Below are 23404 nucleotides of genomic sequence, written 5' to 3'. Positions count from 1 at the left end.
TTTTTTTAAAAATTATTTATTATATGGAAATTAAGAATTAAAGCTTTCCGTCTTTAATCTCGTTTACGATCTCAGGGTTCAACAATGTTGAAGTATCACCGAAGTTACTGAAATCTCCTTCAGCGATCTTACGCAGGATACGTCTCATAATTTTTCCGGAACGTGTTTTCGGTAAACCACTTACGAATTGGATCTTATCTAATTTTGCAATCGGTCCTACTTGTTCAGAGATCAATTGATTTATCTCTTTTCTCAAGTTGTCCTGATTACGACTTTCTCCTGTTTCTTTAAGGATCACATAACCATACAGTGCATTCCCTTTGATATCGTGAGGGAAACCTACAATAGCACTTTCTGCCACTGCCGGATGTTCATTGATCGCATCTTCAATAGGAGCTGTTCCTAAATTATGTCCGGAAACAATGATTACATCATCTACCCTACCTGTAATTCTATAATATCCTACTTCATCACGTAAAGCACCGTCACCTGTAAAATATTTACCGGGATAAGCCGAGAAATAAGTTTCTTTATAGCGTTGGTGATCTCCCCAGATTGTTCTGGCCATAGACGGCCAAGGGAATTTGATACATAAACTTCCGGTAACCTGATTACCTTCGATCTCGTTTCGCAATTCATCCATCAATACCGGTTGGATTCCAGGAAGCGGTAATGAAGCATACGTAGGTTTTGTCGGTGTAACAAATGGAACCGGAGAGATCATAATTCCACCTGTTTCCGTTTGCCACCAAGTATCCACAAGCGGACAACGTTTACTTCCTACGTGGTCGTTGTACCAGTGCCATGCTTCTTCGTTGATTGGTTCACCAACGGAACCAATTACTTTTAAGGAATTTAAAGAGTATTTCTGAACATAATCAATGCTTTCTTTTGCCAGAGAGCGGATTGCTGTAGGAGCTGTATAGAACTGATTTACTTTATGTTTTTCAATTACCTGCCAAAAACGGCTAAAATCAGGATACGAAGGAACTCCTTCAAAGATGATGGTTGTAGCACCGTTTAAAAGCGGTCCGTATAAAATATAAGAGTGTCCTGTAATCCAACCGATATCAGCTGTACACCAATACACATCTTCTTCTTCATAATTGAATACATTTTTAAAGGTATAAGCTGTATACACCATATATCCTCCGGTTGTATGCAACATCCCTTTCGGTTTACCTGTAGAACCGGATGTATATAAGATAAATAAAGGATCTTCAGAGTCCATGATCGCTGCAACATGGTTTGCTAAAGCATTGTCTAAAAGTGGTTGTACCCAAACATCTCTTCCGTCTTTCATAGGAACATCCTCATTTGTTCTCTTAACGACTAAAGCAGTTTCCACACATGGTGTTTTTTCTAAAGCTTCGTCAACAATTCCTTTAAGGTTGATGGTTTTGTTACCTCTGTATCCTCCGTCAGATGTGATAACCATTTTAGCCTCACAATCGTTGATACGTGCTGAAAGCGCTGAGGCTGAAAAACCGGCAAAGACTACAGAATGGATCGCTCCGATACGAGCACATGCCAATACTGCGTAAGCTAATTCAGGAATCATCGGTAAATAGATACAAACTCTGTCTCCTTTTTTAACGCCTTGTTCTTCCAAAACATTAGCCCATCGGGATACATTAGCGTAAAGATCATTATAGGTAATATGTTGTGCTTCTTCACTCGGGTCATTCGGTTCAAAAATGATAGCAGTTTTATTTCCTCTTTTATTCAAATGGCGATCAATACAGTTTTTTGCAATATTTACTTTAGCTCCTGTAAACCATTTAAAATTGGCTTCCTGCATATCAAATTCAAAAACTTTATCCCACTTCTGATACCATGTAAAGTTTTCATCTGCAATGCGATCCCAAAATTTTCTTGGCTCACGTACAGATTTTTTATACATTTTAAAGTAATTCTCTAAATCTGTAATTTTATAATAGCTCATTTTTTGTTTGTTTTTTATTATATATCTTAATTTATTTCTACTTTCTTTTTAAGAATCTTAAATTCATTGTAAATATAACCATTTATTTGTTTGAAAATATTTTATTTTGCTAAATAAATATAGTTTTTGAGCTAAAAAAAATGAATCTAAAAAAATAAGGCTAAAAAATATTGTGTTATCTATTTTTTAGCCTTAAAGAAATGAGAATTATTTAAAAACTCCTATCTTATGTTGTAGGAATTCGTCTTTGACTTCATCGATTATCGCAGGATCATCAATGGTTGAAGGAATCTGAAATTCTACTCCGTCAGCGATATTACGCAACAATTTGCGAAGTATCTTTCCGGATCGGGTTTTAGGCAATCGCTGAACAACAATCACTTTTCTTAAACTCGCTACTGCCCCGATCTGTTCTCTTACTAATTGTACGATCTCGTATTCCAATTGAAACTGTTCGATAGTTTCTCCGGCTTTGGTCACAACTAAAGCTAAAGGTATTTGTCCTTTCAACTCATCATTGATCCCCACTACTGCACATTCGGCCACGGCATGATGAGAAGCTACGATCTCTTCCATTTCAGCCGTTGACAAACGGTGTCCGGCAACATTGATAACGTCATCTACCCTTCCCGTTATATAAATATATCCTTCGTCATCTTTATATCCGCCATCTCCAGAGAAATAATATCCCGGGAATTTATCCAGATACCCGGCTCTGAAACGTATATGGTCTTTCCATAAGTCCATTAACGTTCCCGGGGGCAATGGTAATTTAATCACAACATAGCCCTCTTCATTAGGGCCTAACTCTTCTCCGTTTTCATTAAAAATACGAATATCATATCCTGTTACCGCTTTTCCGGCTGAACCCGGTTTGATCGGTAAATACTCTACTCCCATTAAATTAGCGATCATAGGCCAACCGGATTCTGTTTGCCACCAATGGTCGATCGTAGGAATAGGAATATGCTCTCTGTACCATTCTAAAGTAGCTACATCACAACGCTCACCAGCTAGAAACTGAGTTCTTAAATTAGATAGGTCGTATTGCTTGATGAACTCGCCGTTAGGATCTTCTTTTTTTATTGCACGGATCGCAGTAGGTGCTGTAAACATTACACTAACGTTATGTTCTGCAATAACTCTCCAGAAAGTAGAGGCGTCAGGCGTTCTGATGGGTTTACCTTCAAAAACAATGGTTGCATTTCTGTTAAGAAGCGGACCGTATACAATATAGCTATGACCAACTACCCAACCCACGTCTGATGCAGCCCAGAATACTTCATCTTGTTTCACACCGTAAATATATTCCATTGAAAAGCGAAGAGCCGTGGCATAACCTCCTGTATCTCTTACAATCCCTTTAGGTTTTCCTGTTGTTCCGGAAGTATACAACACGTAAGAAGGGTGATCTGCTTTAACCGGAACACAAGGAGCTTCTTCTGAACCGTATACCAATGCTTCCCAATCAACATCTCTTTTCTTGAAAGGAACTTTAGCCCCTAATTTTCTATTCAGAATGACCACTTTTTTAGGTTTGTGTTCTGCCAGTTGTAAAGCATCGTCTACTAAAGGCTTATAGGCTATCAATCGGTCAACTTCAATTCCTGATGAAGCTGTAAGGATAATTTTTGGCTTACAATCGTCAATACGGATAGCTAATTCATGTGGTGCAAATCCACCGAAAACAACAGAATGTGTTACTCCTAAACGAGCACAAGCCAACATAGCAAAAAGTGCTTCAGGGATCATAGGCATATAAATAACAGCTGTATGCCCTTTTTTAACACCTAAAGATGTTAAGCCTCCGGCTAATTTAGCAACTTGTTCTTTTACCTCATTAAACGTATACTTTTTTACGGTTTGAGTTACAGGCGAATCATAAATAATTGCCGTTTGTTCTCCGTAACCATCCTGAATGTGTTTATCTACCGCCAGATAACACAAGTTTAATTCTCCATCGACAAACCAAGTCGGATAGCCTTTATCATTCTCTGATAAGATCGTTTCCGGCTTCGTGTACCATTCGAGCTTTTCAGCTTGCTCCTTCCAGAATTTTTCCGGATTGTCAATGCTTTGTTTGTAAAAATCTAAATAATTCATTTGTAGTAGTTATATTTATTCTTAGAGTAAGTCGTTTACTTTGTCTATCAGCTTTTTCAGCGAAAAAGGTTTAGTCATATAGGCGTTGGCTCCCAGATCTAATCCTTTTTGTATATCAGACTCTTTGTTCTTTGCCGATAGAAATATTACTTTACAGTTGTTTAATTTTTCATCTTTTTTTATCGATTCCAGAGTAGCATAGCCATCTACATTAGGCATCATTACGTCGAGTATGATGACATTAGGAACCTGATCTTTTAATATATCTAAAGCTTCTTGTCCGTCACGAGCAATGAACACCTCAAAATTATTCTTTTTAAAGGTATATTCAAGTGACATAATGATGTTAGGTTCGTCGTCTACTATTAAAATTTTTTTCTTCATTTTTGTAATCACAATTGCGTATAAAAATACTACTTATTTCGGTAAGGTAAAAGTAAAGCACGCCCCTGCTCCGTTATTATTCTGCGCCCAGATTTTACCTTTGTGTAATTCAACTATTTGCTTGCAAATGGCTAATCCTAAACCACTGCCAACCGGTTTTTTTATATTCTGATTATCAGACTGATAAAATTTATTAAAAATATTTTCAAAATCTATCGGGTTAATTCCTTTTCCGTTATCCATTACGGATATTTCCCAAAAATCAATTTTATCTGTAATGGTTATGGTTATTAAGCCTTCGGTTTCCGGACAAAATTTGATCGCATTTGACAATAAATTCGTCAAGACTTGTACAATTCTGTCCTCGTCATAAAAGGTCTTTATGGATTTGTTGTTTTCAAAATATATTGTAATTCCTTTATTCTTGATCAGTTGTTGTAGCGGATCTATAGTTTTTGAAATTGTTTCTACCAGATCATTGAAAGTCGGGTTAATTTTTTGTTTTCCTGTCTCAAATTTCTCCAGATCCAGAATTTTATCAATTAAGCGGTTCAAACGATCAGACTCCGAAATGATATTTTGTAAGAACTGGCGACGCATTTCATCCGGAATATCATCATCATCAATTAAAATTTCACTTGCTGCCCGGATCGCTGTGATCGGAGTTCTTAATTCGTGCGTAACCGTATCTAAGAAATCATCTTTTTGCTTGTCTTTTTTAACCAAAGTTTCATTGGCTAATTTCAGTTGACTGGTAATCCGTTTTAATTCCGTCGAGGTTTCTACTAATTTTTTATTGATAATGATATTTTCATTGGATTCTTCCAATATCTTTAAAACTTCCGGAAGGGTTACTTTTTCCTCCTTCACCACACTGGAGATCAATATTTTTGCGGAAGCCGTTCCGATATGTCCGGTTAACAGGTTTTCTGCAAATTTAATCAAACGGGCATCTGCCAATTCCTGATTCTGATCTACATTATATTTTACATTAAAAATATTAAGAGCCCGTCTGGTTCTTTCTTCTCCTAAAAATTTAACTAAGACTTTTTCGATATCACTGGTATAAGCTGTTCCTTTCCAAACAAAAGCAGTTTCATGGTTGGTACTGTATTTATCGATATCAATATACATTTCGGCATAATTTCGTTCTCTGTAATTCCCTTTAAAACTTACCGAAACTCCCAGATAGATTATGGTATTAAAGAATAGGCTCCAAAAGAAAGCATGCGGCACCGGTGATAAATAATCCAGACCGAATAGTGCAAAAGGTTTTAAGATCTCTATTCCGTAAGGTCCGTTTAGCAAAAAAGAATTATTGTGGTTACTGATCCCGAAGGCGTACGGGAGCAATAAGGTATACATACAAATAAAGAAACCGATGATTATGCCCCAAATAGCTCCTAATCGTGAACCGCGTCTCCAGAACAATGCTCCGAAAAAAGCAGGTGCTAATTGCGAAATAATAACAAATGAAACCAGTCCGATCGACACCAAATTATAATCCAGTACAAATAACCTGTAGATCAGATACGAAAGAATAATCAACATGAATATCCCTATTTTTCGGATATTTACAATGGTCTTATTGTTCACGGTTTGATCCTCATCCTTAAGTTTTCTCAAAAAAGTATACGGAATCAATAAATTATTACTTAACATGGTTGATAAACTGATACTCGAAACGACAATCATAGAAATAGCAGCCGAGAAACCACCCAGAAAAACTAATGTCGTTAAAAAATTATTCTGAAACATTTGAGGAATCAGTAAGGAATATGTGTCTGCATTGACATTTTCGCCTTCAAACAAAACATTGCCGCCCCAAGCGATCGGAAATACAAAAAGATTAAAAGCTAACAGATACAAAGGAAATAACCAAATAGCTGTTTTTATATGTCGTTCTCTGTTATTCTCTACTACCGTTGCATGAAACTGACGAGGTAACAAGAAAATAGCAAAAAGAGAGACCACACATAAAAAGAACCAATTGATAGCGGGTTCGATTCCGCCAATTGTATTTTTCTTTTCAAAATCTTTTAAAACGGATGCTTTGTCATAAACATCCTGAAAACCGTCAAACACAAAATAAGTCACGTAGATCCCGACAATAAAAAAGAAAACCAGTTTCAGGATACTTTCCATAGCAACGGCTGTAATGATTCCTTTTCTTTTTTCTGAAGCATCCACATAGCGAGTTCCGTAATACGAAGCAAACAAAGCTAAAGCTACTGCTACATAAGTAGTGGTATCAAACAACATTAAAGAGTTATGAGGAACACGTGTTACGATATGGAAAGTTTCTGATATCGCTTTTAACTGTAAGGCAATATAAGGCAATATGGCAGCCAGAGAAACTACCGTAACGACAGCCCCTAAAAAACGGCTGTTTCCGTATCGAAGTGAAATAAAATCGGCAATACTGGAAACATTATTCACTCTTGAGATCCGAATGATCTTTCTCAAAATAATTATCCAGGCCGGAATAGCAATAATTGGTCCCAAATAAATAGGCAGATACGTCAATCCGGAATTCGCAGCTACTCCTACGCTTCCATAATAGGTCCAAGCCGTACAATAAACTGCTAACGAAAGGGAATAAACGTAAGCATTGTTAGTCCATTTTACATTGTCTTTTTTTTCTGCCCAATGCGCTATTAAAAACAAAAAGGCCAAATAGAAAAGTAAAATTGCTATAAGTCCTAAACTACTCATAATAACGGTTTACAATAATAATGGATAATAATATGGCTAAAAACCAAATTGAAAAGATGTAGACATAGATAAGCGGAAGCCCGAAGAACACTTGCGCTTTATCAAACAATAACAGCAAAGGAAGGTTTAATGCTAACAGTAAAAATATTGATAGAACTACTAATTTTTGTTGGTGTCTTTTTTTCATCTTTTCGTAAAAACTCTACTAAAGTAATACTATTTTTAAAAATTGAATAATCTCTGCGATAAAATCACAGAGATTATTACTTTATATTCAAAATATTTACAAAATTAATGAGAAGAAGCTTCTCCTGCTCCTGAAGGAATACGAATATGTTCTACAATATCCTGAACCTCTGCAGGTGGCTCAGCAGTAAATTTATTTACCACTAAAGCTACAATAAAGTTCACGATCATAGCTACAGTACCAAAACCTTCCGGTGAAATACCAAACCACCAAGAATCTTTTAATCCTGCTACAGCTTCTTTACCTCCGTCAAACATTCCGAATTTGAATTTCAACATATAGAACAGCATTAATAACATACCAATTACCATACCTGAAATAGCTCCTTCTTTGTTCATTTTTTTATGGAAAATACCTAAAATAATTGCCGGGAAGAATGACGCTGCTGCTAATCCGAAAGCTAAAGCCACTACTGCTGCAACGAATCCCGGAGGATTGATACCGAAATATCCGGCGATTACTACTGCTACAGTAGCTGAACCACGTGCTGCCCATAATTCCCCTTTTTCAGAAATATCAGGATTGATCATTTTTTTGATCAAATCGTGAGAAACAGACGATGAGATCACTAATAATAGACCTGCTGCTGTTGATAAAGCGGCTGCTAAAGCACCTGCTGCTACTAATGCAATTACCCAGTTCGGTAATTTAGCAATTTCAGGATTAGCCAATACCATAATATCATTATCGATTTTTAATTCACTTCCTTTTAAACCTTTGGCCTCTGCTGCTGCAAGAAAAGCTTCGTCTTTAGATTTATCATTGTAGTACTGAATTTTACCGTCACCGTTCTTGTCTTCATATTTTAACAAACCTGTTTTTTCCCAGTTGCTAAACCATTGCGGCATATCTGCATAATTTTTATCATTAACCGTTTCAATCAAATTGGTTTTAGCAAACACGGAAACAGCCGGTGCCGTTGTATATAAAATAGCGATCAAAAGTAACGCCCATCCTGCTGATTTACGTGCATCTTTCACTCTTTTAACGGTAAAGAAACGAACAATAACGTGTGGTAAACCTGCTGTACCAACCATTAATGCTAATGTAATAGCAAATACATCGATCATTGATTTTGATCCGTCTGTATACTCTGCAAATCCTAATTCGGTTGATAATCCGTTTAATTTATCTAATAAATACGTATCAGTACCTGCTACTGTTGACCCCATTCCTAATTGCGGAATCGGATTACCTGTCATTTGGATAGAAATAAAGATCGCAGGCACCATAAAAGCAAAGATCAATACACAATATTGCGCCACCTGAGTATATGTAATTCCTTTCATTCCTCCTAATACGGCATAGAACAATACGATTACCATACCTATGATTACACCGGTATTAATATCTACTTCCAAGAATCTTGAGAATACCACTCCTACTCCACGCATTTGTCCGGCTACATACGTAAACGAAACAATTAAAGCACAGATAACGGCTACTGAACGAGCTGTTTTTGAATAATAACGCTCCCCGATGAAATCAGGCACTGTAAATTTTCCGAATTTTCGAAGATAAGGTGCTAATAGCAACGCTAATAACACATAACCTCCGGTCCATCCCATCAAATAAACAGCTCCGTCATATCCGGCAAATGAAATGATCCCTGCCATTGAGATAAATGATGCAGCACTCATCCAGTCTGCTGCCGTAGCCATACCGTTTGCTAAAGGAGAAACGCCACCACCGGCAACATAAAATTCTTTTGTAGATCCTGCTCTACTCCAAATTGCAATTCCGATGTAGATAGCAAATGTGATACCTACAATTATATATGTCCAAATTTGTACATCCATGATTTTTTAATTTAAGTGTTGATTGATTGTTTGTTTATTCGTCGTAACCGTATTTTTTATCCAATTTGTTCATTAATCGAACGTAAACAAAAATCAGGATAACAAACACATAAATTGAACCTTGCTGGGCGAACCAGAATCCTAAAGGGAAACCGCCCAATTTAACATTGTTTAAAGCATCTTTGAATAAGATCCCTGCTCCGTAGGAGACAGCAAACCAAATGCTCAATAAGATCAGAAGGTATCTTAGATTTTCCTTCCAGTAAGCTGTTGCTTTTTCTTGATTACTCATAGTTTTGATTGTTTTTTATTTATTTGTTTTTTATAGGTAGATCATTGCTTGTAGGGTAACTGTTCCTACAGCATCTGCTGTTGCATATTTAAGATTCTGGTATTCTAATGTTAACTTAGAATGGTGTCCTTTTAAGAATAAATTAGCGCCGATACCGAATTGTGTTGCATTATCATCTAAAGCATCTATCTGACGGTTAGCAAAAGAAACATAGGGTTGTAATTTTGTCTCTTTCTCAGTCGGAATCACATATCCTACATGTCCGTACAAAATAGATCCTGTTTCATAAGTTGTTCCGAAACGAAAATCTTTTCCATAGTCTGAATTCTGATACATTGCATAAGCTGTTATAGAACTTCCTTTTCCTCCGATCGGTGCATCATAAAAAGCATCTACCGCAAAAATAGATACATTTTCTCCGCTTAGATCTCCGTTCACGTCTGCCACCACAGAACCATTAGGATGTGAGAAGAAACCTGCTCCGATGTTGAACACTTTTTTATCTCCTAAATACGTACCTACTTTATAAGGTAAGAATTGGCTTTCCTGGTCTAAAAAGTTATAATCAAAATATCCTGAGAATGTTTTTCCTGCTTTTTTACCGCCTAATAAGTCTCTTCCGTTATACGTTGCAGCACCACCGTTTACAGGAACATTAGAAACTGCCAAATTGTTAGTTAGAGCGTCGTTAATAGATACTCTATACTGAAGTTTTCCGAAAGCACCTTTTGCAAATACACCTACCGGACGCGCAAACTGATCGGCTAAACCTAAAGTTGCCCAACCCTGACGGAAATTATCTAAAGTTAAGATGTTAAGTGTACTACTGTTGTTCATACGGGAAATACCGTTCCAATAATGCAAACCACCACCGATAGCATGCTTATTTGTTGTTCCTAAATTGTATTGCACATAAGCATCGTGGATAAACATCTGTGAGCCATCGCCTGTTCCGGTAGGACTCATACTGCCCGCATTAAGATTGTTTACACCGAAGTGGGTTACAATTAAAAATTTAGGACTTATTTGAGAATACAATAAAACCCTAGCTCTACGAACGGTAAAGTCTATTTCTGACTGTTCGTTACCATTAGCGTCTAAAGGCTTATCTCCATTATATTGCGCCCAAACTTGCGCCCAAGAAATAATTCTGAAATACTTAGAGCCATCTTCGTTAATGTTTACTTTCAGTCCCCCTGCATAATCAGGAGCGCCTTGTGCAAATGTTAAAGCCGAGTAAAGTAAACCGGCAACAAGAATAATTTTTTTCATAATTTCTGATTTGGTTTTTATTTAATTTTTGCTTGACCAAATTCAAAAATTATGTTAACGAAAAAAAAAATGATGTATATTTTTGTAAAAAGCTTATAGTTAATCCTTAAAACGCTCCCATTTTATCAGCATAAACTTATCTCCCAGCTCTGTAATGATCATCCCTGCACCGGAAAGCTGATCCTTGTTTTTTAAGTATTCTACCAACTCATTATGTTTAAAAATCTTATAACTGGGATGGTAGTTCGGATGAGGTGGTTTCTTTATTTTAAATTCCTTAACCCAATTACTGATCGATACGTGAGAAACCCCTATGATACGCTCTATCTCTCTATAGCTTAAGCCCTCTAAATAAAGCTGTAGCGCTTTTGTCACGTAATAATCGTCTATTTTTTTACCCAGCTTATTTACTGTAAAATAATAGTTACAGGCTTTGCACAAATAACGCTGTCTGTCTTTGATAATTCCGCTTTTTACGATCTTATCGCTTTGGCATTTCGGGCAGGCAATTATTTTCATATATATTATTTTTGCATAAATATATTAATTTAGCAGAATATACAAAAATATATATCATAAAAATTTAAACTATTTTTTTTACTAAATAAATTTTGTTGGTTATTTTTTTGATAAAAATTTAAAAAATACCTAAAAACACAAATTTAAGCTTCTGTAAAACAATCATTTTATGTATAGTTATTGTATAAAATGCAACGGCTGAGCAAAATAGTAAATATTTTATAATATAAACAAAAAAGAACACTAAAAAGTGTTCTTTACCTATTTATTATGGAATAAAAATTTTAATACTCTAATTTATCTGCTTTGTTTTTCCATTCGTTGAAGACTTTAAGCGCTTCTTCCCTGCCCAACTGTTCAAAAGGTATCTTTCTGTTTTCCATTCCTATATTGATCTCTTCATAAATAAAATCATCGTCAAAACCTATTGCTGCTGCATCTTCACGGGTATTGGCATAAAAAACTTTATCCGGGCGCGCCCAGTAGATCGCTCCCAGACACATCGGGCAGGGTTCGCATGACGTGTATAAGATACAATCGTCTAATTGAAAAGAGTTCAGAGTTTTACAAGCCTCGCGAATAGCCACCACTTCGGCATGTGCCGTAGGGTCGTTAGTGGAAGTCACTCTATTATTTCCTTTTCCTACAATTTTTCCGTCTTTCACAACAATCGCTCCGAAAGGTCCGCCTTCGTTATTATTCATCCCGTTGCGGGAAAGCTCAACTGCTTCGGTAATAAACTTACTATGGTTACACATATTTTAATCCTTTAAAAAAATTCAAACCGTCAAATATAGTGATTTATAAAACCTATTTGACTTATTACTTTATAGTTTATGGTTTTCCGTAAAAAATGCAGAATGATTCATTTTATTTTTGACGCTATACTTACAAATAAATATAATTTTTAGAGAAAAGTTATATATATTTGGTGATATTTACTAGTTAGTGGCAAGCATAAAAGACTACACGATTAAACATAAAAACATATGGACTTTATAGGAAAAAGCATTTTAATAACTTCATTTACGACATTCATTGAGACACTTACTAAAAAGCTGACTGAAAAGCTAATTGATAGGAAAATATCTACTGACCAAAAAGAAAAAATCTGCGAGACAATAATCGCAATAAAAACAGCTAATGAAGCCACTAGAAAATTTATAAATAGTGACGGATATAAGCCCAATACAGATTTGACAAGCCTTTGGAGAGACTGTTTAAGAAAAGCAGTAGCAGCAAACATAAATGAAGGATTGGAAGACTACCTTTATCATAAAGCTGACTTTTGGGGCAATCCACAAGAATGGTTGGAAAATCCTTCAGCTATGGAGCTAGTTCCAAAACTTCGAGACCTTGATAAAAAATGTGATATACTTTTACAAATGTTGAAAAAGAATTAATGGACGCTGCTTGGACACTCATAACAATTATTGCCTCGACAGTTGTAGCTACTGCGACAGTCTTGGGAATATACTATTCTCACAAACGAACTTTGGAAAATAGAATTAAAGACCTTGAATCAAAAGTTCAAAATCACGAAAAGTTTGTACAGATATTAGAAAAACGTGCATTATCAGCACTTGAAGAAGAATTTAATGGTTCTAGTAAGACAAAAAACAAAAACGTCAAATGAACAATAACATTCAAAATAGCGACCAAAGAATAAAGTTCTTGCTGTATAAAATTAAAAACAACACAGCGACACAAGAAGAACGAAAGGAATATATCGACCTTATGTATTCAAACGGATACATAACTAAGACAGAATATGAAAACTATAAAAATCAACTTAAAAAACCGACAACAGACTTTGCCGAAATCTTAGTTGGCTTGGGGCTTGCTGTTTTAATAGGGGCTTTGATTGGTGAATTATTTAAAGGTGATAAAAAATGAACGTTAGACTAAATCAAATAATGCCAGCCACTAACACGGGTTTTGCGTCAGGCGGGGTGACGTGCAAACTTGGAGCTTTGTGCTTCTATTCAAGTTCAGTGCTGGTTGACAGTTTTGTGCTCCGAAACCCGCCCGAACGCAAAGCCCGAAACCGTTAACAAACATTTTGAAAACCTCACTAAATGAAGAAAATAAAACCTAATTTTTCAATTAATGAAATTGGAAAAAAACAATTTTATTTTGGCTTAGTAATTGGTCTAGGTTATTCAATAATTTTTAATTATCTACTTAGATTAGTAACTATGTTTGCTAATTTTTCTTTGAGCAGAAAAAATCCTTACTTCGTGAATTATGAAAACTTTATTTTTTCGCAATTTACATTGAACTTGATTGGGTTTAGTTCTGTTTGTATCGGTTTTACTTTCACAACATTTATTTGGCTTTCAAAGCTTGATTTCAAGAATAAAAAATTAAATATTCGTAAAAAATTCGGTCAAGCAAATTCTATTTTTATTCTTTTTGTTTGTTTGTTATTTTTAATAAGACTTTGGAATTTCTTTATTCAAAATCCAATTTCTCTTGAAAATGATTTTGGAATTTACTGTTATCTATTACCTACTTTCCTATTCCTATTTAATTGGAATTTAATCAATCGAATTTATAAATCTCAAAAAGTTATATTAGTATTAATCCCATTTATAATTACAATTGGAAAAATACTAAGTGTAAATTAAAAACATTTGTTAACATCGGCTATAAATTATGGCTGGGTCTGTAAGTGTTTGGAAAATTCTCCGAATTTTCTAAAATTAAGTTTCTATTTTTTTTATGGCTTGATAATGGTTCAAGCTATAAAATGCCGTTGTGCGTAATTCTGTCACAAAAAAACACTGAAAAAATTGCACAAAATACCAACACTTGGTATCTTTGATAAAAAAAGATTATGGCACGAAATACTTCAATATTATTAGGTGACTATTTTGAGAATTTTATCAATGAGCAAATTGCATCAGGTAAATACAATTCAGTTAGCGAGGTTGTTAGAACTGCTTTGAGAGTTTTTGAGCAAGAAGAAAACAAAACCAAATCTTTAATCAATGAGCTTACAATTGGCGAAAAGAGTGCTAAAATTGAAAATTTTGACCGCCAAAAAAATCTTGAAAAACTTAAAGCAAACTTTGGAAAATAATGTCAAGATATATCATTAGAGAAAAAGCTCTTGAGGACATTAACAAAATTTGGATTTACACCGCTGAAAATTGGTCAATTGAACTAGCTGATCGTTACTATAATTTGATTTTTGATGAAATTGAGTATATAGCCGATCATTTTGAAATGGCTCGTGATTTTGGGAATATTAGAAAAAACTATAAATGTTCAAAAGTAAAATCTCACTTGGTTTTTTTTAAGAAAACAAAATCTGATGAAATAGAAGTCATTAGAGTTCTACACGAAAAAATGGATCTTGAAACTCAATTAAGTATCTGATAATAAAGAGCTATTTACAACATCGGTTACAAGTAATGAGCTTGGTTCGGTCAATCTTCCGAATTTTGTTTCTCTGTTTCACTTGTATCTACAAAAAAACAAAAGTGCTGATTAATAAAATTTACCTCTTTCCGTCAACACTATAACACAAACTAATGCTAAAAGAATATTTAAACTCCTTTGGTCTATTATCCGATAAAGAAATTGATCTTTTTACAGAACTGGGCATACAAAAACAACTCAACAAAGGAGACTATTTTATTCAGGAAGGAGAAACCTGTAAAAGCGTTGCATTTGTAATAAGCGGACTGCTTCGTTCGTTTTACTTTTCAAACAAAGAAGAAGATATTACCTATTGCATAACCTTTCCGAACCATTTTATGACAGCTTATTCTTCTTTTATAACACAACAGCCTACAAATGAAAACATTGAAGCGATCACTACTGTTGATTTACTGTTGTTTCCCCAAGAAAAGATTCAGGAATTAGAACAAAATCATCCCAATTGGACAAAATTTTTAAAGATCATAGCCGAACAACAATATATTGAACTTGAAAAACGTATCTTTCAGCTACAAAAGAACGATGCTTTGTATCGTTATACAGAGCTCATTCAAAAACAACCGGAATATATTCAGGAAGTTCCCTTAAAATACCTGGCTTCCTATTTAGGAATTACACAACGACATTTAAGCCGACTGCGAAAAGAAATTTCTTTTTAGACAAATGTCCTGTTCGCAGGAAAACAACCTTACTACATTTGCTTTATAAAACTGTAAACAAAATGAGTAAAAAAATAGTAATTATCAACGGACATCCCAATAAAGACTCTTTCAATTTTGCCATTGCTCAGGCTTATAAAAAAGGAGCGGAAAGCTCAGGTGCTGAAATTCGGGAAATCATTATAGCGGATCTTCAATTTAACCCTAACCTTCAATTCGGCTACCAGAAAAGAACCGAACTGGAACCTGATCTGATGGATGCCTGGCAAAAAATTCTATGGGCAGATCACTTAGTCTGGATCCACCCGGTTTGGTGGGGCGGACTTCCGGCAATTACCAAAGGTTTTATAGACCGCCTCTTTTTACCCGGATTTGCTTTTCAATATCGGGAAAATTCCCTTTGGTGGGATAAATTATTATCCGGAAAAACCGGTCATATCATAACGACACTAGACCAACCTTCATGGTATTACAGCATTGCATTCGGAAAACCTAGTGTAAATCAGTTGAAAAGATCTACACTCAAATTTTGCGGCGTAAGCCCAGTTAAAGTAACTTATTTCGGTCCCATAAAAACTACAACTGTTCCGAAAAGAGAAAAATGGCTAAAAAAAGTAGAAGCATTAGGTCAAAAACTAAAGTAATCTTAAAATTTTTACCTGATTTTTAAAATACCGGAATTCTCCTGACATAGGGTTGTCACTTCTATGATCTACTTTTGAAATAAAAACATGATTCTGGAACATTTTAAACCCTTTAACGGACAACATTGTGAAACTACTGCCACAGGAAGCTTGCTCTACCAACTTGGAATCGAACTCTCCGAACCCATGCTATTCGGTTTAGGAGAAGGACTCGGATATATTTTCTGGAATATGAAGATCATGGATTTTCCGTTTATAGGCGGTCGAATCAAACCCGATGCTTTAACCGAAAATATATGTCGTAACCTGAACCTAAAACTGGAAGTCCATGAAACGACTTCTGTCAATAAAGCTTGGCTGAATGTTAAGCAAAACCTCGATAATGGAAAAGCAGTGGGACTAAAATTAGATTGTTATCATTTGGACTATTTCGCCAATAAGATTCACTTTGCAGGACACTACGCCTCTATCTACGGTTATGACAATGAATTTGCATACCTGAACGATACTAACCAACAAGAAAGAGTTGCCAAAACATCTCTTAAAAGTCTGGAACTGGCAAGAAATGAAAAAGGACCTATGTCATCAAGAAACCGTTCGTATACAATACACCAAAAGGGAAAACTGCCTGACCGGAAAGATGCAATTAAACAAGCTATTCATCGTAATGCTACAGATTTTTTAAATCCACCTATACAAAATATCGGTTATAAAGGGATATATAAGACAAGTTCAGAAATTCAAAAATGGTTCAAGACAAGTAAAAATATAAAAAAAGACTTTCAAACTTCAGCCTCATTAATGGAAAATGGAGGAACCGGAGGATCACTATTCAGAAACTTATACCGTGATTTCCTTAAGGAAAGCGGAGAAATTCTCGAATCAAATGAGATCAGAAAAGTTGTTCATGAATATGATACTATAGCTACGCTATGGAAAACAGTAGCCGATTTATTTTACAGGATAGGAGAAACAGAGAATTTCAAATATATTAATGAAGCTTCGGATATCCTCATTGAGCTATCTGAAAAAGAAAAAACAAGTATGGAAAAATTAAAAAGGATCAGTGTCTAATAACACACATATAAATACTTCAAGTCCATTATAATCCTCTTTTTGTTGGTGGTTCACACAGCTTTTAGCTCGTATTTTTAGTACATTTGAAAAAAGTACTCTTATTATTCACACTACACAATTAAAATAACACATGAAAAATTTATTTTTTATCCTTTTATTCATTCCGTTAGTGAGTTTAGCTCAAGTAAACGATTTTACGAAAACACCCCAACTTCAAACTAAGGCTACGTATACTACAGAAGTGATCCCGGATAAAATTACCTTATCCATTACGCTTGCGGAACAAAATACTAAAGGCAAAGTTTCTGTAGAAGAACTGGAAAAAAGAATGGAAAAAGTACTGTTAGAAAACAATGTGGATATACAAAAGCAACTTACACTTAAAGACATCTCAAGTAACTTCAAAGATTACTTCCTCAAAAAAACAGACATTCAAAAAACTAAAAATTACCAACTCGAAATTTTTGATGCTGTCAGTGCCGGTACAATTCTTAAAGAACTGGAAAGTCAGGAAATTTCAAATGTTGAATTACTGAAAACCGAATATTCAAAAATAGAAGAATTAAAAATTGAACTTAAAGGGAAAGCCATATTAAAAGCTAAAAAACAGGCGGAAGAAATGGTCAAAAATCTCAATCAGGAATTAGGTCCTGCTATCTACATCTCGGATCTGGAAACTAATATTTTCGGTAGAGCTTCGGGGTTAAATGTTAGAGGATTAAACTCGATAAGCAATCAAATAAATGGAGATGATTTAGATATCAGCTTTGATAAAATAAGAATTGAAGCAACGGTTACCGTTTATTTTGCACTGAAATAAGCTTGGTTATTCTTAAGGATTTTCAAGTATAAAAACATCTGCTTCCTGACAGAAATTTTAATATATTTGAAAAAATTAACCAAAAGCACGAACTTGTGCCATACTAAGACATGAATAAAACTACAGCTTACCTCATTCTATTGATTATAGTTATTATTACACTTCCTGTATTTTTCATCACCCTTATCGTATTCATTGTGATCTATAATGGATTGGTGAAAAAGAGAAATCAGGTAGAATATGCTTTCAGTGGTGTAGATGTTGCCCTTCAGAAAAGAGGCGAACTGATCCCTAATTTGGTTGAAAGTGTTAAAAAATACATGTCGCACGAACAAGATACATTAAAAGAGATCGTCGAATTGCGAAGCAAAATTACCCAGATAGATCCCAATTCTAATGAAAGATTCAATCTGGAAAACGAACTAGGCGGATTGGTAAAAGGCTTGATGGTTAATGTTGAAAGTTATCCCGAACTAAAGTCGAATGAAAATATGTTGCACTTGCAGAGAACTCTTAACGAAGTAGAAGAACAGATCAGCGCTTCAAGAAGAGCCTATAACTTTGCTGTAAACAACTTAAATAATGCCATACAAAGTTTTCCTTCCAATATTTTAGCAAGTATTAATGATTTCAAATTACGTCCGTATTTTCAGGCAGACGAAGCCACCAAGAAAGCACCGGATCTAAAGAATTTATTCAACGCATAACTAAAATAAAAAGAAGCTCCCATGAATGATGATTTACGATCATTTCTGAACGAACAGGCTGTATTTCTTGAAAAAAAGAGAATCAAAGCCGTTCGATTAAACTATCTTTTCAGGATTATAAAACCTCTTCGAACCTTATTAAAAGGTGTGTTTTTTATTTTACTGATCATAAACTTCATTGTTCCTGTTTTAATTCCGGCAGTCATTGCAACCGGTATTGTTCTTTTTCTGCTTTCTATCATCAACGACCCGAAAAAAGTTTTTGAAAGCCAGTTGAAAAACCAGGTATTACCAACTATTTTCAAACATATCAATGACACGTTTCAATATGCACCGCACGGATATAATGGCGAAACACTAAAGCAAAGCCAATTCCTATCAAAAGGGTTCTTTGCAAACACCTTTGAAATCGAAGGAGAAGACTATGTTAAAGGAAAGATCGGCACTATTGATGTTGAATTTTTCGAAATAAAGTTCTTCAAAAAACAGATCAACTATGCAAAGACCATTGGCGGATGTCTGCTATCAATTATTTTGATCCCGATACTTATAATCAAAAATATCTTTACAGGCGATAATGATAATGCGGACGATGCCATAATCGGCATTGTGGAAGAAATTAACATTTTCTTTTCAGGCTTTTTCATGTATGCTGATTTCCACAAAGAATTCAACGGAAAAGTTTTTATGCTTCCGAAAAAAAATGATCGGTTAAAAGACAAATTATATGAAATGTTAGACCCTAAAACACTTTCAAAAATAAATGTCGAAAACCCTTTTATTAACGATAAATACAACATTTATACGTCTGATGTTCAAACAGGATATTACGTTCTTTCACAAAATCTGATCGACCGGATCCATACCCTTTCTGAATCCGAAAAAGCTTTACCGATCGTTTCTTTTATCAATGGAAAAATGTATTTTATCATTCCTTGGGATAAAAACTTTTTTAAAGCAAGTATTGCTACTAAAATCAAAGACGGTGATTACTTTATCCCATATATCCATGAAATAAATTCTTTCGAAAAGATCGTCAAAGACTTAAATTTAGATACCCGAATCTGGACTAAAGACTAACAAAAGGAGTGAAAAGAAAATCCTGATACAATTCAGGTATCTATAGTAAGCTTCTTTTCACTTCTTCCCTATTTCATTTTGCTAATACTGTAACAATTCGGTTAATTCTTTCTCAAAACGTTGTTTCGGTAAATATTGGTCTTCCAACACTTTCATGAACGGAATAGCCGATTCTAAACTTCCGACACGTTTTACCGGAGCATCCAGATATTCAAAACAATTTTCCATAACCATTGCCGAAATATCGCTGGCAATACCACCAAACAACGTATCTTCCTGAAGAATGATACAACGACTGGTCTTTTTAACCGAATTAAAGATCGTTTCCGAATCCAACGGCTGAAGTGTTCTTAAATCGATCAGATCAGCTGAAATTTCCGGATGCTGCTCTAAAATTTCCAATGCCCAGTGTACCCCGGCGCCAAAAGAAACTATAGTAACCTGATCTCCTTCTTTGATCAAACTAGCTTTACCGAAAGGCAAAGTATAATAATCTTTCGGCACATCCTGATAAATACTTCTGTATAATTGTTTATGCTCAAAAAACATAACCGGATTGGGATCATTAATAGCCGTATTCAACAAACCTTTCGCATCAAAAGGAAAAGCAGGATACACTACTTTTAATCCCGGAGTCTTAGTAAACCAAGCTTCATTCGTCTGCGAATGAAAAGGTCCGGCCTGTGTACCGCCGCCACAAGGCATTCTCACTACCACATCCGATTTTTCATCCCAGCGATAATGTTGTTTTGCTAACAAATTGACAATAGGATTGAATCCGGTAGAAACAAAATCAGCAAACTGCATTTCCATTACTGCTTTAAAACCGTTGATCGACAAACCATTAGCAGCAGAAACAATAGCACTTTCACAAATAGGCGTATTGCGAACCCGCTCTTTTCCGAAAGCCTTTACAAAACCGTCAGTTACCTTAAAAGCACCGCCGTATTCTGCAATATCCTGCCCCATGATTACCAGATTAGAATGCACCTCCATTGATTGACGCAACGCTTGTGAAACCGCATCGATCAAACGGATATTTTCCGTTTCAGGATTATAAGGAATATCTTGATAATCATACTGTTGATACATATCACCTAATTCTTCCGTTAAAGAAGCCTCTAATGCAGGTTCAGCTTGTGTAATTGCCCAGTTCTCATCAATTTCTTGCTTAATTTCTGCTGCAATTTGTTCCGCCTTTTCCTCATTCATCACAAAAGTTCGCAAAAGAAACTCTTTAAAATTTTGTACCGGATCTTTCACAGCCCACTCTTCCATCAATTCCTTCGGAACATATTTAGTACCACTCGCCTCTTCGTGTCCGCGCATTCGGAATGTTTTAAACTCTAATAAAACCGGACGCGGATTTTCCTGAAGTGATTGTTTTAATGCAGTAATTTTATGAAATACTTCTAAAAGATTGTTTCCGTCCAGAATATGACTTTCCATGCCATATCCGATTCCTCTATCGGCTAAATTTTTACAGGCATACTGTTCATTAGTCGGCGTTGAAAGTCCGTAACCGTTATTTTCTATAACAAACAAAACCGGTAATTGCCAGACAGAAGCCACATTTAAAGCTTCGTGAAAATCACCTTCAGAAGTAGCACCTTCACCCGTAAAAACCGCTGTTACCTTTCCGTTCTGCTTTAATTTATTAGCCAATGCAATTCCATCGGCAACGCCCATTTGAGGCCCTAAATGCGAAATCATTCCGATGATTTTATATTCTTGCGTACCGAAATGAAAACTGCGGTCACGACCCTTAGTAAAACCGTTCTTTTTGCCCTGCCATTGCGAAAAAAGACGATGCAGAGGTATTTCACGTGTTGTAAAAACACCCAGATTGCGATGCATCGGTAAAATATATTCATCAGTATCTAAAGCTGCTGTGATTCCCACAGCAATAGCTTCCTGACCGATCCCGGAAAACCACTTGGAAACTTTTCCCTGACGAAGTAAGATCAACATCTTTTCTTCGATCAATCGCGGTTTTAAAAGCTTCTTATATAAATCAATTAATTGTGAATTACTTAGATCTTTTCTATCGAAGTTCATTAGTTTTTGGTTTTAGTTTATCCAAAAGTATAAAAAATAACATTTTGAGCGTATTTTGTTATAATAAATATTTTAAGTCTTGCTCTACACTGAAAATGATTGTTAATAACTTTACTATTTGGGTATCGAAACATTTCTATATATTTGTAAAATACAGCTTTTAAGCCGATTTAAGTTATTAACAAAAAACAAGTAATGCAAAAAATTCCAAGTGTTGACTTGCGTGATTTCCTATCGGATGACCCGGTACGCAAACAAAAATTTGTAAATGAAATCGGAAAAGCCTACGAAGAAATCGGTTTCGTAGCATTAAAAGGTCACTTCTTAGATGACCAATTGGTTGAAGATTTATACAGTGAGGTAAAACATTTTTTTGAATTGCCTGTAGCCGTTAAATCTCAGTATGAAATCCCAGGAATTGGCGGACAACGTGGTTATGTTTCTTTTGGTAAAGAAGCAGCCAAAGGTCGTACCACAGGTGATTTAAAAGAGTTTTGGCACTTTGGCCAATACCTTCCGGAAGATTCAAAATACGTAGCAGAATATCCGGAAAATGTTGAAGTAAAAGAATTACCTCATTTTAACGAAGTAGGCGAAAAAGCCTATAAAATGTTAGAAAAAACAGGAATCTACGTTTTAAGGGCTTTGGCACTGTATGTAGGTTTAGACGAATTTTATTTCGACAAATTTGTAACGGAAGGAAACAGTATTTTAAGACCTATCCACTACCCTCCTATCACCGAAGAGCCTAAAGATGCGGTGAGAGCTGCTGCACACGGTGACATCAATTTAATCACTTTACTAATGGGAGCGCACGGTAAAGGTTTACAAGTTCAGAACCATGCCGGAGAATGGATCGATGCGATTGCTCAACCTGATGAATTGATGATCAATGTGGGTGATATGTTATCACGCCATACCAATAATAAATTAAAATCTACGATTCACCAAGTAGTAAACCCGCCTAAAGAATTATGGGGAACATCTCGTTACTCTATTCCGTTCTTTATGCATCCGGTAAGCGAAATGCCTTTAAATTGTTTAGAGCATTGCATTGATGAAGATCATCCTAAATTGTATGATGATATCACTGCCGGTGAATTTTTACACGAAAGATTGGTAGAATTAGGCCTTATCAAAAAATAATTTTTTAGTTTTAACGATAGGAAAAAGACATTGAGTTTTTCTTGATGTCTTTTTTTGATTTTAATAGCTTCGTATTTTTAAACGAAACTACTAACTTTGTTGTAAAGCTCTTGGCTAAAAATAATACAAATGGATTTACAAGACCAATTAAAAAAGTTATTTCCGGATCATCAACCATCCGAAGAACCGGAAACAGAAGATAATACACCTCATGAATTATTCGTTCAAAAAGAACCTATGATTTGTAAATACGAAAAGCGAAAAGGAAAACCGACAACCATTATTGAAGGATACGAAGGCGAAGAAGAAGATTTTAAAATTTTGGCTAAGGAAATTAAAACCAAACTAAGCGTAGGCGGAAGTTTTAAAGACGGAGCGATCATTATTCAAGGCGACTATCGCGATAAGATCATGAAGATTTTACAGGAAAAAGGCTTTAAAACCAAACGTGTTGGCGGATAGATCAAATCAAAAAACAAACTAAATAATA

General features: G+C 35.3%; 25 protein-coding genes. 14 read left to right on the top strand and 11 right to left on the bottom strand.

Annotated elements, in window-relative coordinates; all coding sequences use genetic code 11:
• Window positions 1–37: 37 nt before the first annotated feature.
• The 10 genes from acs to NHF50_RS14455 all read right to left on the bottom strand — a co-directional run bounded on the left by acs (window position 38) and on the right by NHF50_RS14455 (window position 12034).
• Entirely contained in the window at window positions 38–1963 is a 1926-nt protein-coding gene (gene acs / locus NHF50_RS14500; RefSeq protein ID WP_262498011.1) for an acetate--CoA ligase, read from the bottom strand.
• 189 nt (window positions 1964–2152) lie between these two features.
• A complete protein-coding gene (locus NHF50_RS14495; protein ID WP_252777109.1) occupies window positions 2153–4048 on the bottom strand; it encodes a propionyl-CoA synthetase in 1896 nt (631 codons plus the stop codon).
• A 21-nt stretch (window positions 4049–4069) separates the two neighbouring features.
• Window positions 4070–4432 carry a response regulator transcription factor gene (locus NHF50_RS14490; RefSeq protein ID WP_252777108.1) on the bottom strand — a complete coding sequence of 121 codons (363 nt, stop codon included), beginning with the start codon at window positions 4430–4432 and terminating at the stop codon, window positions 4070–4072.
• A gap of 33 nt (window positions 4433–4465) precedes the next feature.
• Complete coding sequence (locus tag NHF50_RS14485; protein ID WP_252777107.1) at window positions 4466–7147, bottom strand: ATP-binding protein; 2682 nt, start codon at window positions 7145–7147, stop codon at window positions 4466–4468.
• Window positions 7140–7334 carry a hypothetical protein gene (locus NHF50_RS14480; protein ID WP_109570324.1) on the bottom strand — a complete coding sequence of 65 codons (195 nt, stop codon included), beginning with the start codon at window positions 7332–7334 and terminating at the stop codon, window positions 7140–7142. Before NHF50_RS14480 ends, NHF50_RS14485 begins: the two co-directional genes overlap by 8 nt.
• 104 nt (window positions 7335–7438) lie before the next feature.
• The gene (locus NHF50_RS14475; RefSeq protein ID WP_252777106.1) at window positions 7439–9193 is read right to left on the bottom strand and encodes a sodium:solute symporter family protein; all 1755 of its coding nucleotides are present in this window, start codon (window positions 9191–9193) and stop codon (window positions 7439–7441) included.
• Window positions 9194–9227: 34 nt separating this feature from the next.
• Complete coding sequence (locus NHF50_RS14470) at window positions 9228–9485, bottom strand: DUF4212 domain-containing protein (protein ID WP_109570322.1); 258 nt, start codon at window positions 9483–9485, stop codon at window positions 9228–9230.
• A 30-nt stretch (window positions 9486–9515) separates the two neighbouring features.
• Window positions 9516–10757, bottom strand: a complete 1242-nt coding sequence (locus NHF50_RS14465) for a hypothetical protein (protein ID WP_109570321.1) — start codon at window positions 10755–10757, stop codon at window positions 9516–9518.
• A 99-nt stretch (window positions 10758–10856) separates the two neighbouring features.
• Window positions 10857–11276 carry a hypothetical protein gene (locus NHF50_RS14460; RefSeq protein WP_109570320.1) on the bottom strand — a complete coding sequence of 140 codons (420 nt, stop codon included), beginning with the start codon at window positions 11274–11276 and terminating at the stop codon, window positions 10857–10859.
• Between the two features lie 284 nt (window positions 11277–11560).
• Entirely contained in the window at window positions 11561–12034 is a 474-nt protein-coding gene (locus NHF50_RS14455; RefSeq protein ID WP_109570319.1) for a nucleoside deaminase, read from the bottom strand.
• A 231-nt stretch (window positions 12035–12265) separates the two neighbouring features.
• Between NHF50_RS14455 and NHF50_RS14450 the strand changes: the two genes are divergently transcribed.
• The 12 genes from NHF50_RS14450 (at window position 12266) to NHF50_RS14395 (ending at window position 19710) form a co-directional block, all read left to right on the top strand.
• The gene (locus NHF50_RS14450; RefSeq protein ID WP_252777105.1) at window positions 12266–12679 is read left to right on the top strand and encodes a hypothetical protein; all 414 of its coding nucleotides are present in this window, start codon (window positions 12266–12268) and stop codon (window positions 12677–12679) included.
• Window positions 12679–12912: a hypothetical protein gene (locus NHF50_RS14445; RefSeq protein ID WP_252777104.1), complete on the top strand. Its 234-nt coding sequence runs from the start codon at window positions 12679–12681 to the stop codon at window positions 12910–12912. Before NHF50_RS14450 ends, NHF50_RS14445 begins: the two co-directional genes overlap by 1 nt.
• A complete protein-coding gene (locus NHF50_RS14440; protein WP_252777103.1) occupies window positions 12909–13172 on the top strand; it encodes a hypothetical protein in 264 nt (87 codons plus the stop codon). The genes NHF50_RS14445 and NHF50_RS14440 overlap by 4 nt, the downstream gene beginning before the upstream one ends.
• Before the next feature lie 182 nt (window positions 13173–13354).
• A complete protein-coding gene (locus NHF50_RS14435; RefSeq protein WP_252777102.1) occupies window positions 13355–13906 on the top strand; it encodes a hypothetical protein in 552 nt (183 codons plus the stop codon).
• A gap of 209 nt (window positions 13907–14115) precedes the next feature.
• Window positions 14116–14361 carry a type II toxin-antitoxin system ParD family antitoxin gene (locus tag NHF50_RS14430; protein WP_252777101.1) on the top strand — a complete coding sequence of 82 codons (246 nt, stop codon included), beginning with the start codon at window positions 14116–14118 and terminating at the stop codon, window positions 14359–14361.
• A complete protein-coding gene (locus tag NHF50_RS14425; RefSeq protein ID WP_252777100.1) occupies window positions 14361–14660 on the top strand; it encodes a type II toxin-antitoxin system RelE/ParE family toxin in 300 nt (99 codons plus the stop codon). The genes NHF50_RS14430 and NHF50_RS14425 overlap by 1 nt, the downstream gene beginning before the upstream one ends.
• Window positions 14661–14815: 155 nt before the next feature.
• Window positions 14816–15382, top strand: coding sequence for a Crp/Fnr family transcriptional regulator (locus NHF50_RS14420; protein ID WP_252777099.1), 567 nt, complete (start codon window positions 14816–14818; stop codon window positions 15380–15382).
• A gap of 62 nt (window positions 15383–15444) precedes the next feature.
• Window positions 15445–16026 (top strand): NAD(P)H-dependent oxidoreductase, encoded by a 582-nt coding sequence (locus NHF50_RS14415; RefSeq protein WP_252777098.1) that lies wholly within the window; start codon window positions 15445–15447, stop codon window positions 16024–16026.
• Between the two features lie 87 nt (window positions 16027–16113).
• Window positions 16114–17100, top strand: coding sequence for a BtrH N-terminal domain-containing protein (locus NHF50_RS14410; RefSeq protein WP_252777096.1), 987 nt, complete (start codon window positions 16114–16116; stop codon window positions 17098–17100).
• A 133-nt stretch (window positions 17101–17233) separates the two neighbouring features.
• Window positions 17234–17923 (top strand): SIMPL domain-containing protein, encoded by a 690-nt coding sequence (locus NHF50_RS14405; protein WP_252777094.1) that lies wholly within the window; start codon window positions 17234–17236, stop codon window positions 17921–17923.
• Window positions 17924–18033: 110 nt separating this feature from the next.
• A complete protein-coding gene (locus NHF50_RS14400; protein WP_252777092.1) occupies window positions 18034–18630 on the top strand; it encodes a LemA family protein in 597 nt (198 codons plus the stop codon).
• A gap of 21 nt (window positions 18631–18651) precedes the next feature.
• Entirely contained in the window at window positions 18652–19710 is a 1059-nt protein-coding gene (locus NHF50_RS14395; RefSeq protein WP_109570309.1) for a DUF3137 domain-containing protein, read from the top strand.
• Window positions 19711–19791: 81 nt separating this feature from the next.
• Here the strand turns inward: NHF50_RS14395 and NHF50_RS14390 are convergent, their stop codons facing one another.
• Window positions 19792–21768 (bottom strand): thiamine pyrophosphate-dependent enzyme, encoded by a 1977-nt coding sequence (locus tag NHF50_RS14390; protein WP_252777091.1) that lies wholly within the window; start codon window positions 21766–21768, stop codon window positions 19792–19794.
• Between the two features lie 195 nt (window positions 21769–21963).
• Here NHF50_RS14390 and NHF50_RS14385 point away from each other — a divergent pair, with 195 nt between their 5' ends.
• A complete protein-coding gene (locus tag NHF50_RS14385; protein WP_252777089.1) occupies window positions 21964–22914 on the top strand; it encodes an isopenicillin N synthase family oxygenase in 951 nt (316 codons plus the stop codon).
• A gap of 129 nt (window positions 22915–23043) precedes the next feature.
• Window positions 23044–23376, top strand: a complete 333-nt coding sequence (locus NHF50_RS14380) for a translation initiation factor (RefSeq protein WP_252777088.1) — start codon at window positions 23044–23046, stop codon at window positions 23374–23376.
• The last annotated feature ends 28 nt before the right edge of the window (window positions 23377–23404 follow it).

This window comes from Flavobacterium sp. NRK F10, assembly GCF_024054235.1.
Lineage (GTDB): Bacteria > Bacteroidota > Bacteroidia > Flavobacteriales > Flavobacteriaceae > Flavobacterium > Flavobacterium sediminis.
This window is presented reverse-complemented; position numbering and strand designations above follow the sequence as displayed.

Bases quoted from the DNA above. Each gene is read 5' to 3' on its own strand.
- NHF50_RS14495 (WP_252777109.1), bottom strand. From the start codon at position 4,048: ATGAATTATTTAGATTTTTACAAACAAAGCATTGACAATCCGGAAAAA.
- NHF50_RS14490 (WP_252777108.1), bottom strand. From the start codon at position 4,432: ATGAAGAAAAAAATTTTAATAGTAGACGACGAACCTAACATCATTATG.
- NHF50_RS14485 (WP_252777107.1), bottom strand. From the start codon at position 7,147: ATGAGTAGTTTAGGACTTATAGCAATTTTACTTTTCTATTTGGCCTTT.
- NHF50_RS14480 (WP_109570324.1), bottom strand. From the start codon at position 7,334: ATGAAAAAAAGACACCAACAAAAATTAGTAGTTCTATCAATATTTTTA.
- NHF50_RS14475 (WP_252777106.1), bottom strand. From the start codon at position 9,193: ATGGATGTACAAATTTGGACATATATAATTGTAGGTATCACATTTGCT.
- NHF50_RS14470 (WP_109570322.1), bottom strand. From the start codon at position 9,485: ATGAGTAATCAAGAAAAAGCAACAGCTTACTGGAAGGAAAATCTAAGA.
- NHF50_RS14465 (WP_109570321.1), bottom strand. From the start codon at position 10,757: ATGAAAAAAATTATTCTTGTTGCCGGTTTACTTTACTCGGCTTTAACA.
- NHF50_RS14460 (WP_109570320.1), bottom strand. From the start codon at position 11,276: ATGAAAATAATTGCCTGCCCGAAATGCCAAAGCGATAAGATCGTAAAA.
- NHF50_RS14455 (WP_109570319.1), bottom strand. From the start codon at position 12,034: ATGTGTAACCATAGTAAGTTTATTACCGAAGCAGTTGAGCTTTCCCGC.
- NHF50_RS14450 (WP_252777105.1), top strand. From the start codon at position 12,266: ATGGACTTTATAGGAAAAAGCATTTTAATAACTTCATTTACGACATTC.
- NHF50_RS14445 (WP_252777104.1), top strand. From the start codon at position 12,679: ATGGACGCTGCTTGGACACTCATAACAATTATTGCCTCGACAGTTGTA.
- NHF50_RS14440 (WP_252777103.1), top strand. From the start codon at position 12,909: ATGAACAATAACATTCAAAATAGCGACCAAAGAATAAAGTTCTTGCTG.
- NHF50_RS14435 (WP_252777102.1), top strand. From the start codon at position 13,355: ATGAAGAAAATAAAACCTAATTTTTCAATTAATGAAATTGGAAAAAAA.
- NHF50_RS14430 (WP_252777101.1), top strand. From the start codon at position 14,116: ATGGCACGAAATACTTCAATATTATTAGGTGACTATTTTGAGAATTTT.
- NHF50_RS14425 (WP_252777100.1), top strand. From the start codon at position 14,361: ATGTCAAGATATATCATTAGAGAAAAAGCTCTTGAGGACATTAACAAA.
- NHF50_RS14420 (WP_252777099.1), top strand. From the start codon at position 14,816: ATGCTAAAAGAATATTTAAACTCCTTTGGTCTATTATCCGATAAAGAA.
- NHF50_RS14415 (WP_252777098.1), top strand. From the start codon at position 15,445: ATGAGTAAAAAAATAGTAATTATCAACGGACATCCCAATAAAGACTCT.
- NHF50_RS14410 (WP_252777096.1), top strand. From the start codon at position 16,114: ATGATTCTGGAACATTTTAAACCCTTTAACGGACAACATTGTGAAACT.
- NHF50_RS14405 (WP_252777094.1), top strand. From the start codon at position 17,234: ATGAAAAATTTATTTTTTATCCTTTTATTCATTCCGTTAGTGAGTTTA.
- NHF50_RS14400 (WP_252777092.1), top strand. From the start codon at position 18,034: ATGAATAAAACTACAGCTTACCTCATTCTATTGATTATAGTTATTATT.
- NHF50_RS14395 (WP_109570309.1), top strand. From the start codon at position 18,652: ATGAATGATGATTTACGATCATTTCTGAACGAACAGGCTGTATTTCTT.
- NHF50_RS14390 (WP_252777091.1), bottom strand. From the start codon at position 21,768: ATGAACTTCGATAGAAAAGATCTAAGTAATTCACAATTAATTGATTTA.
- NHF50_RS14385 (WP_252777089.1), top strand. From the start codon at position 21,964: ATGCAAAAAATTCCAAGTGTTGACTTGCGTGATTTCCTATCGGATGAC.
- NHF50_RS14380 (WP_252777088.1), top strand. From the start codon at position 23,044: ATGGATTTACAAGACCAATTAAAAAAGTTATTTCCGGATCATCAACCA.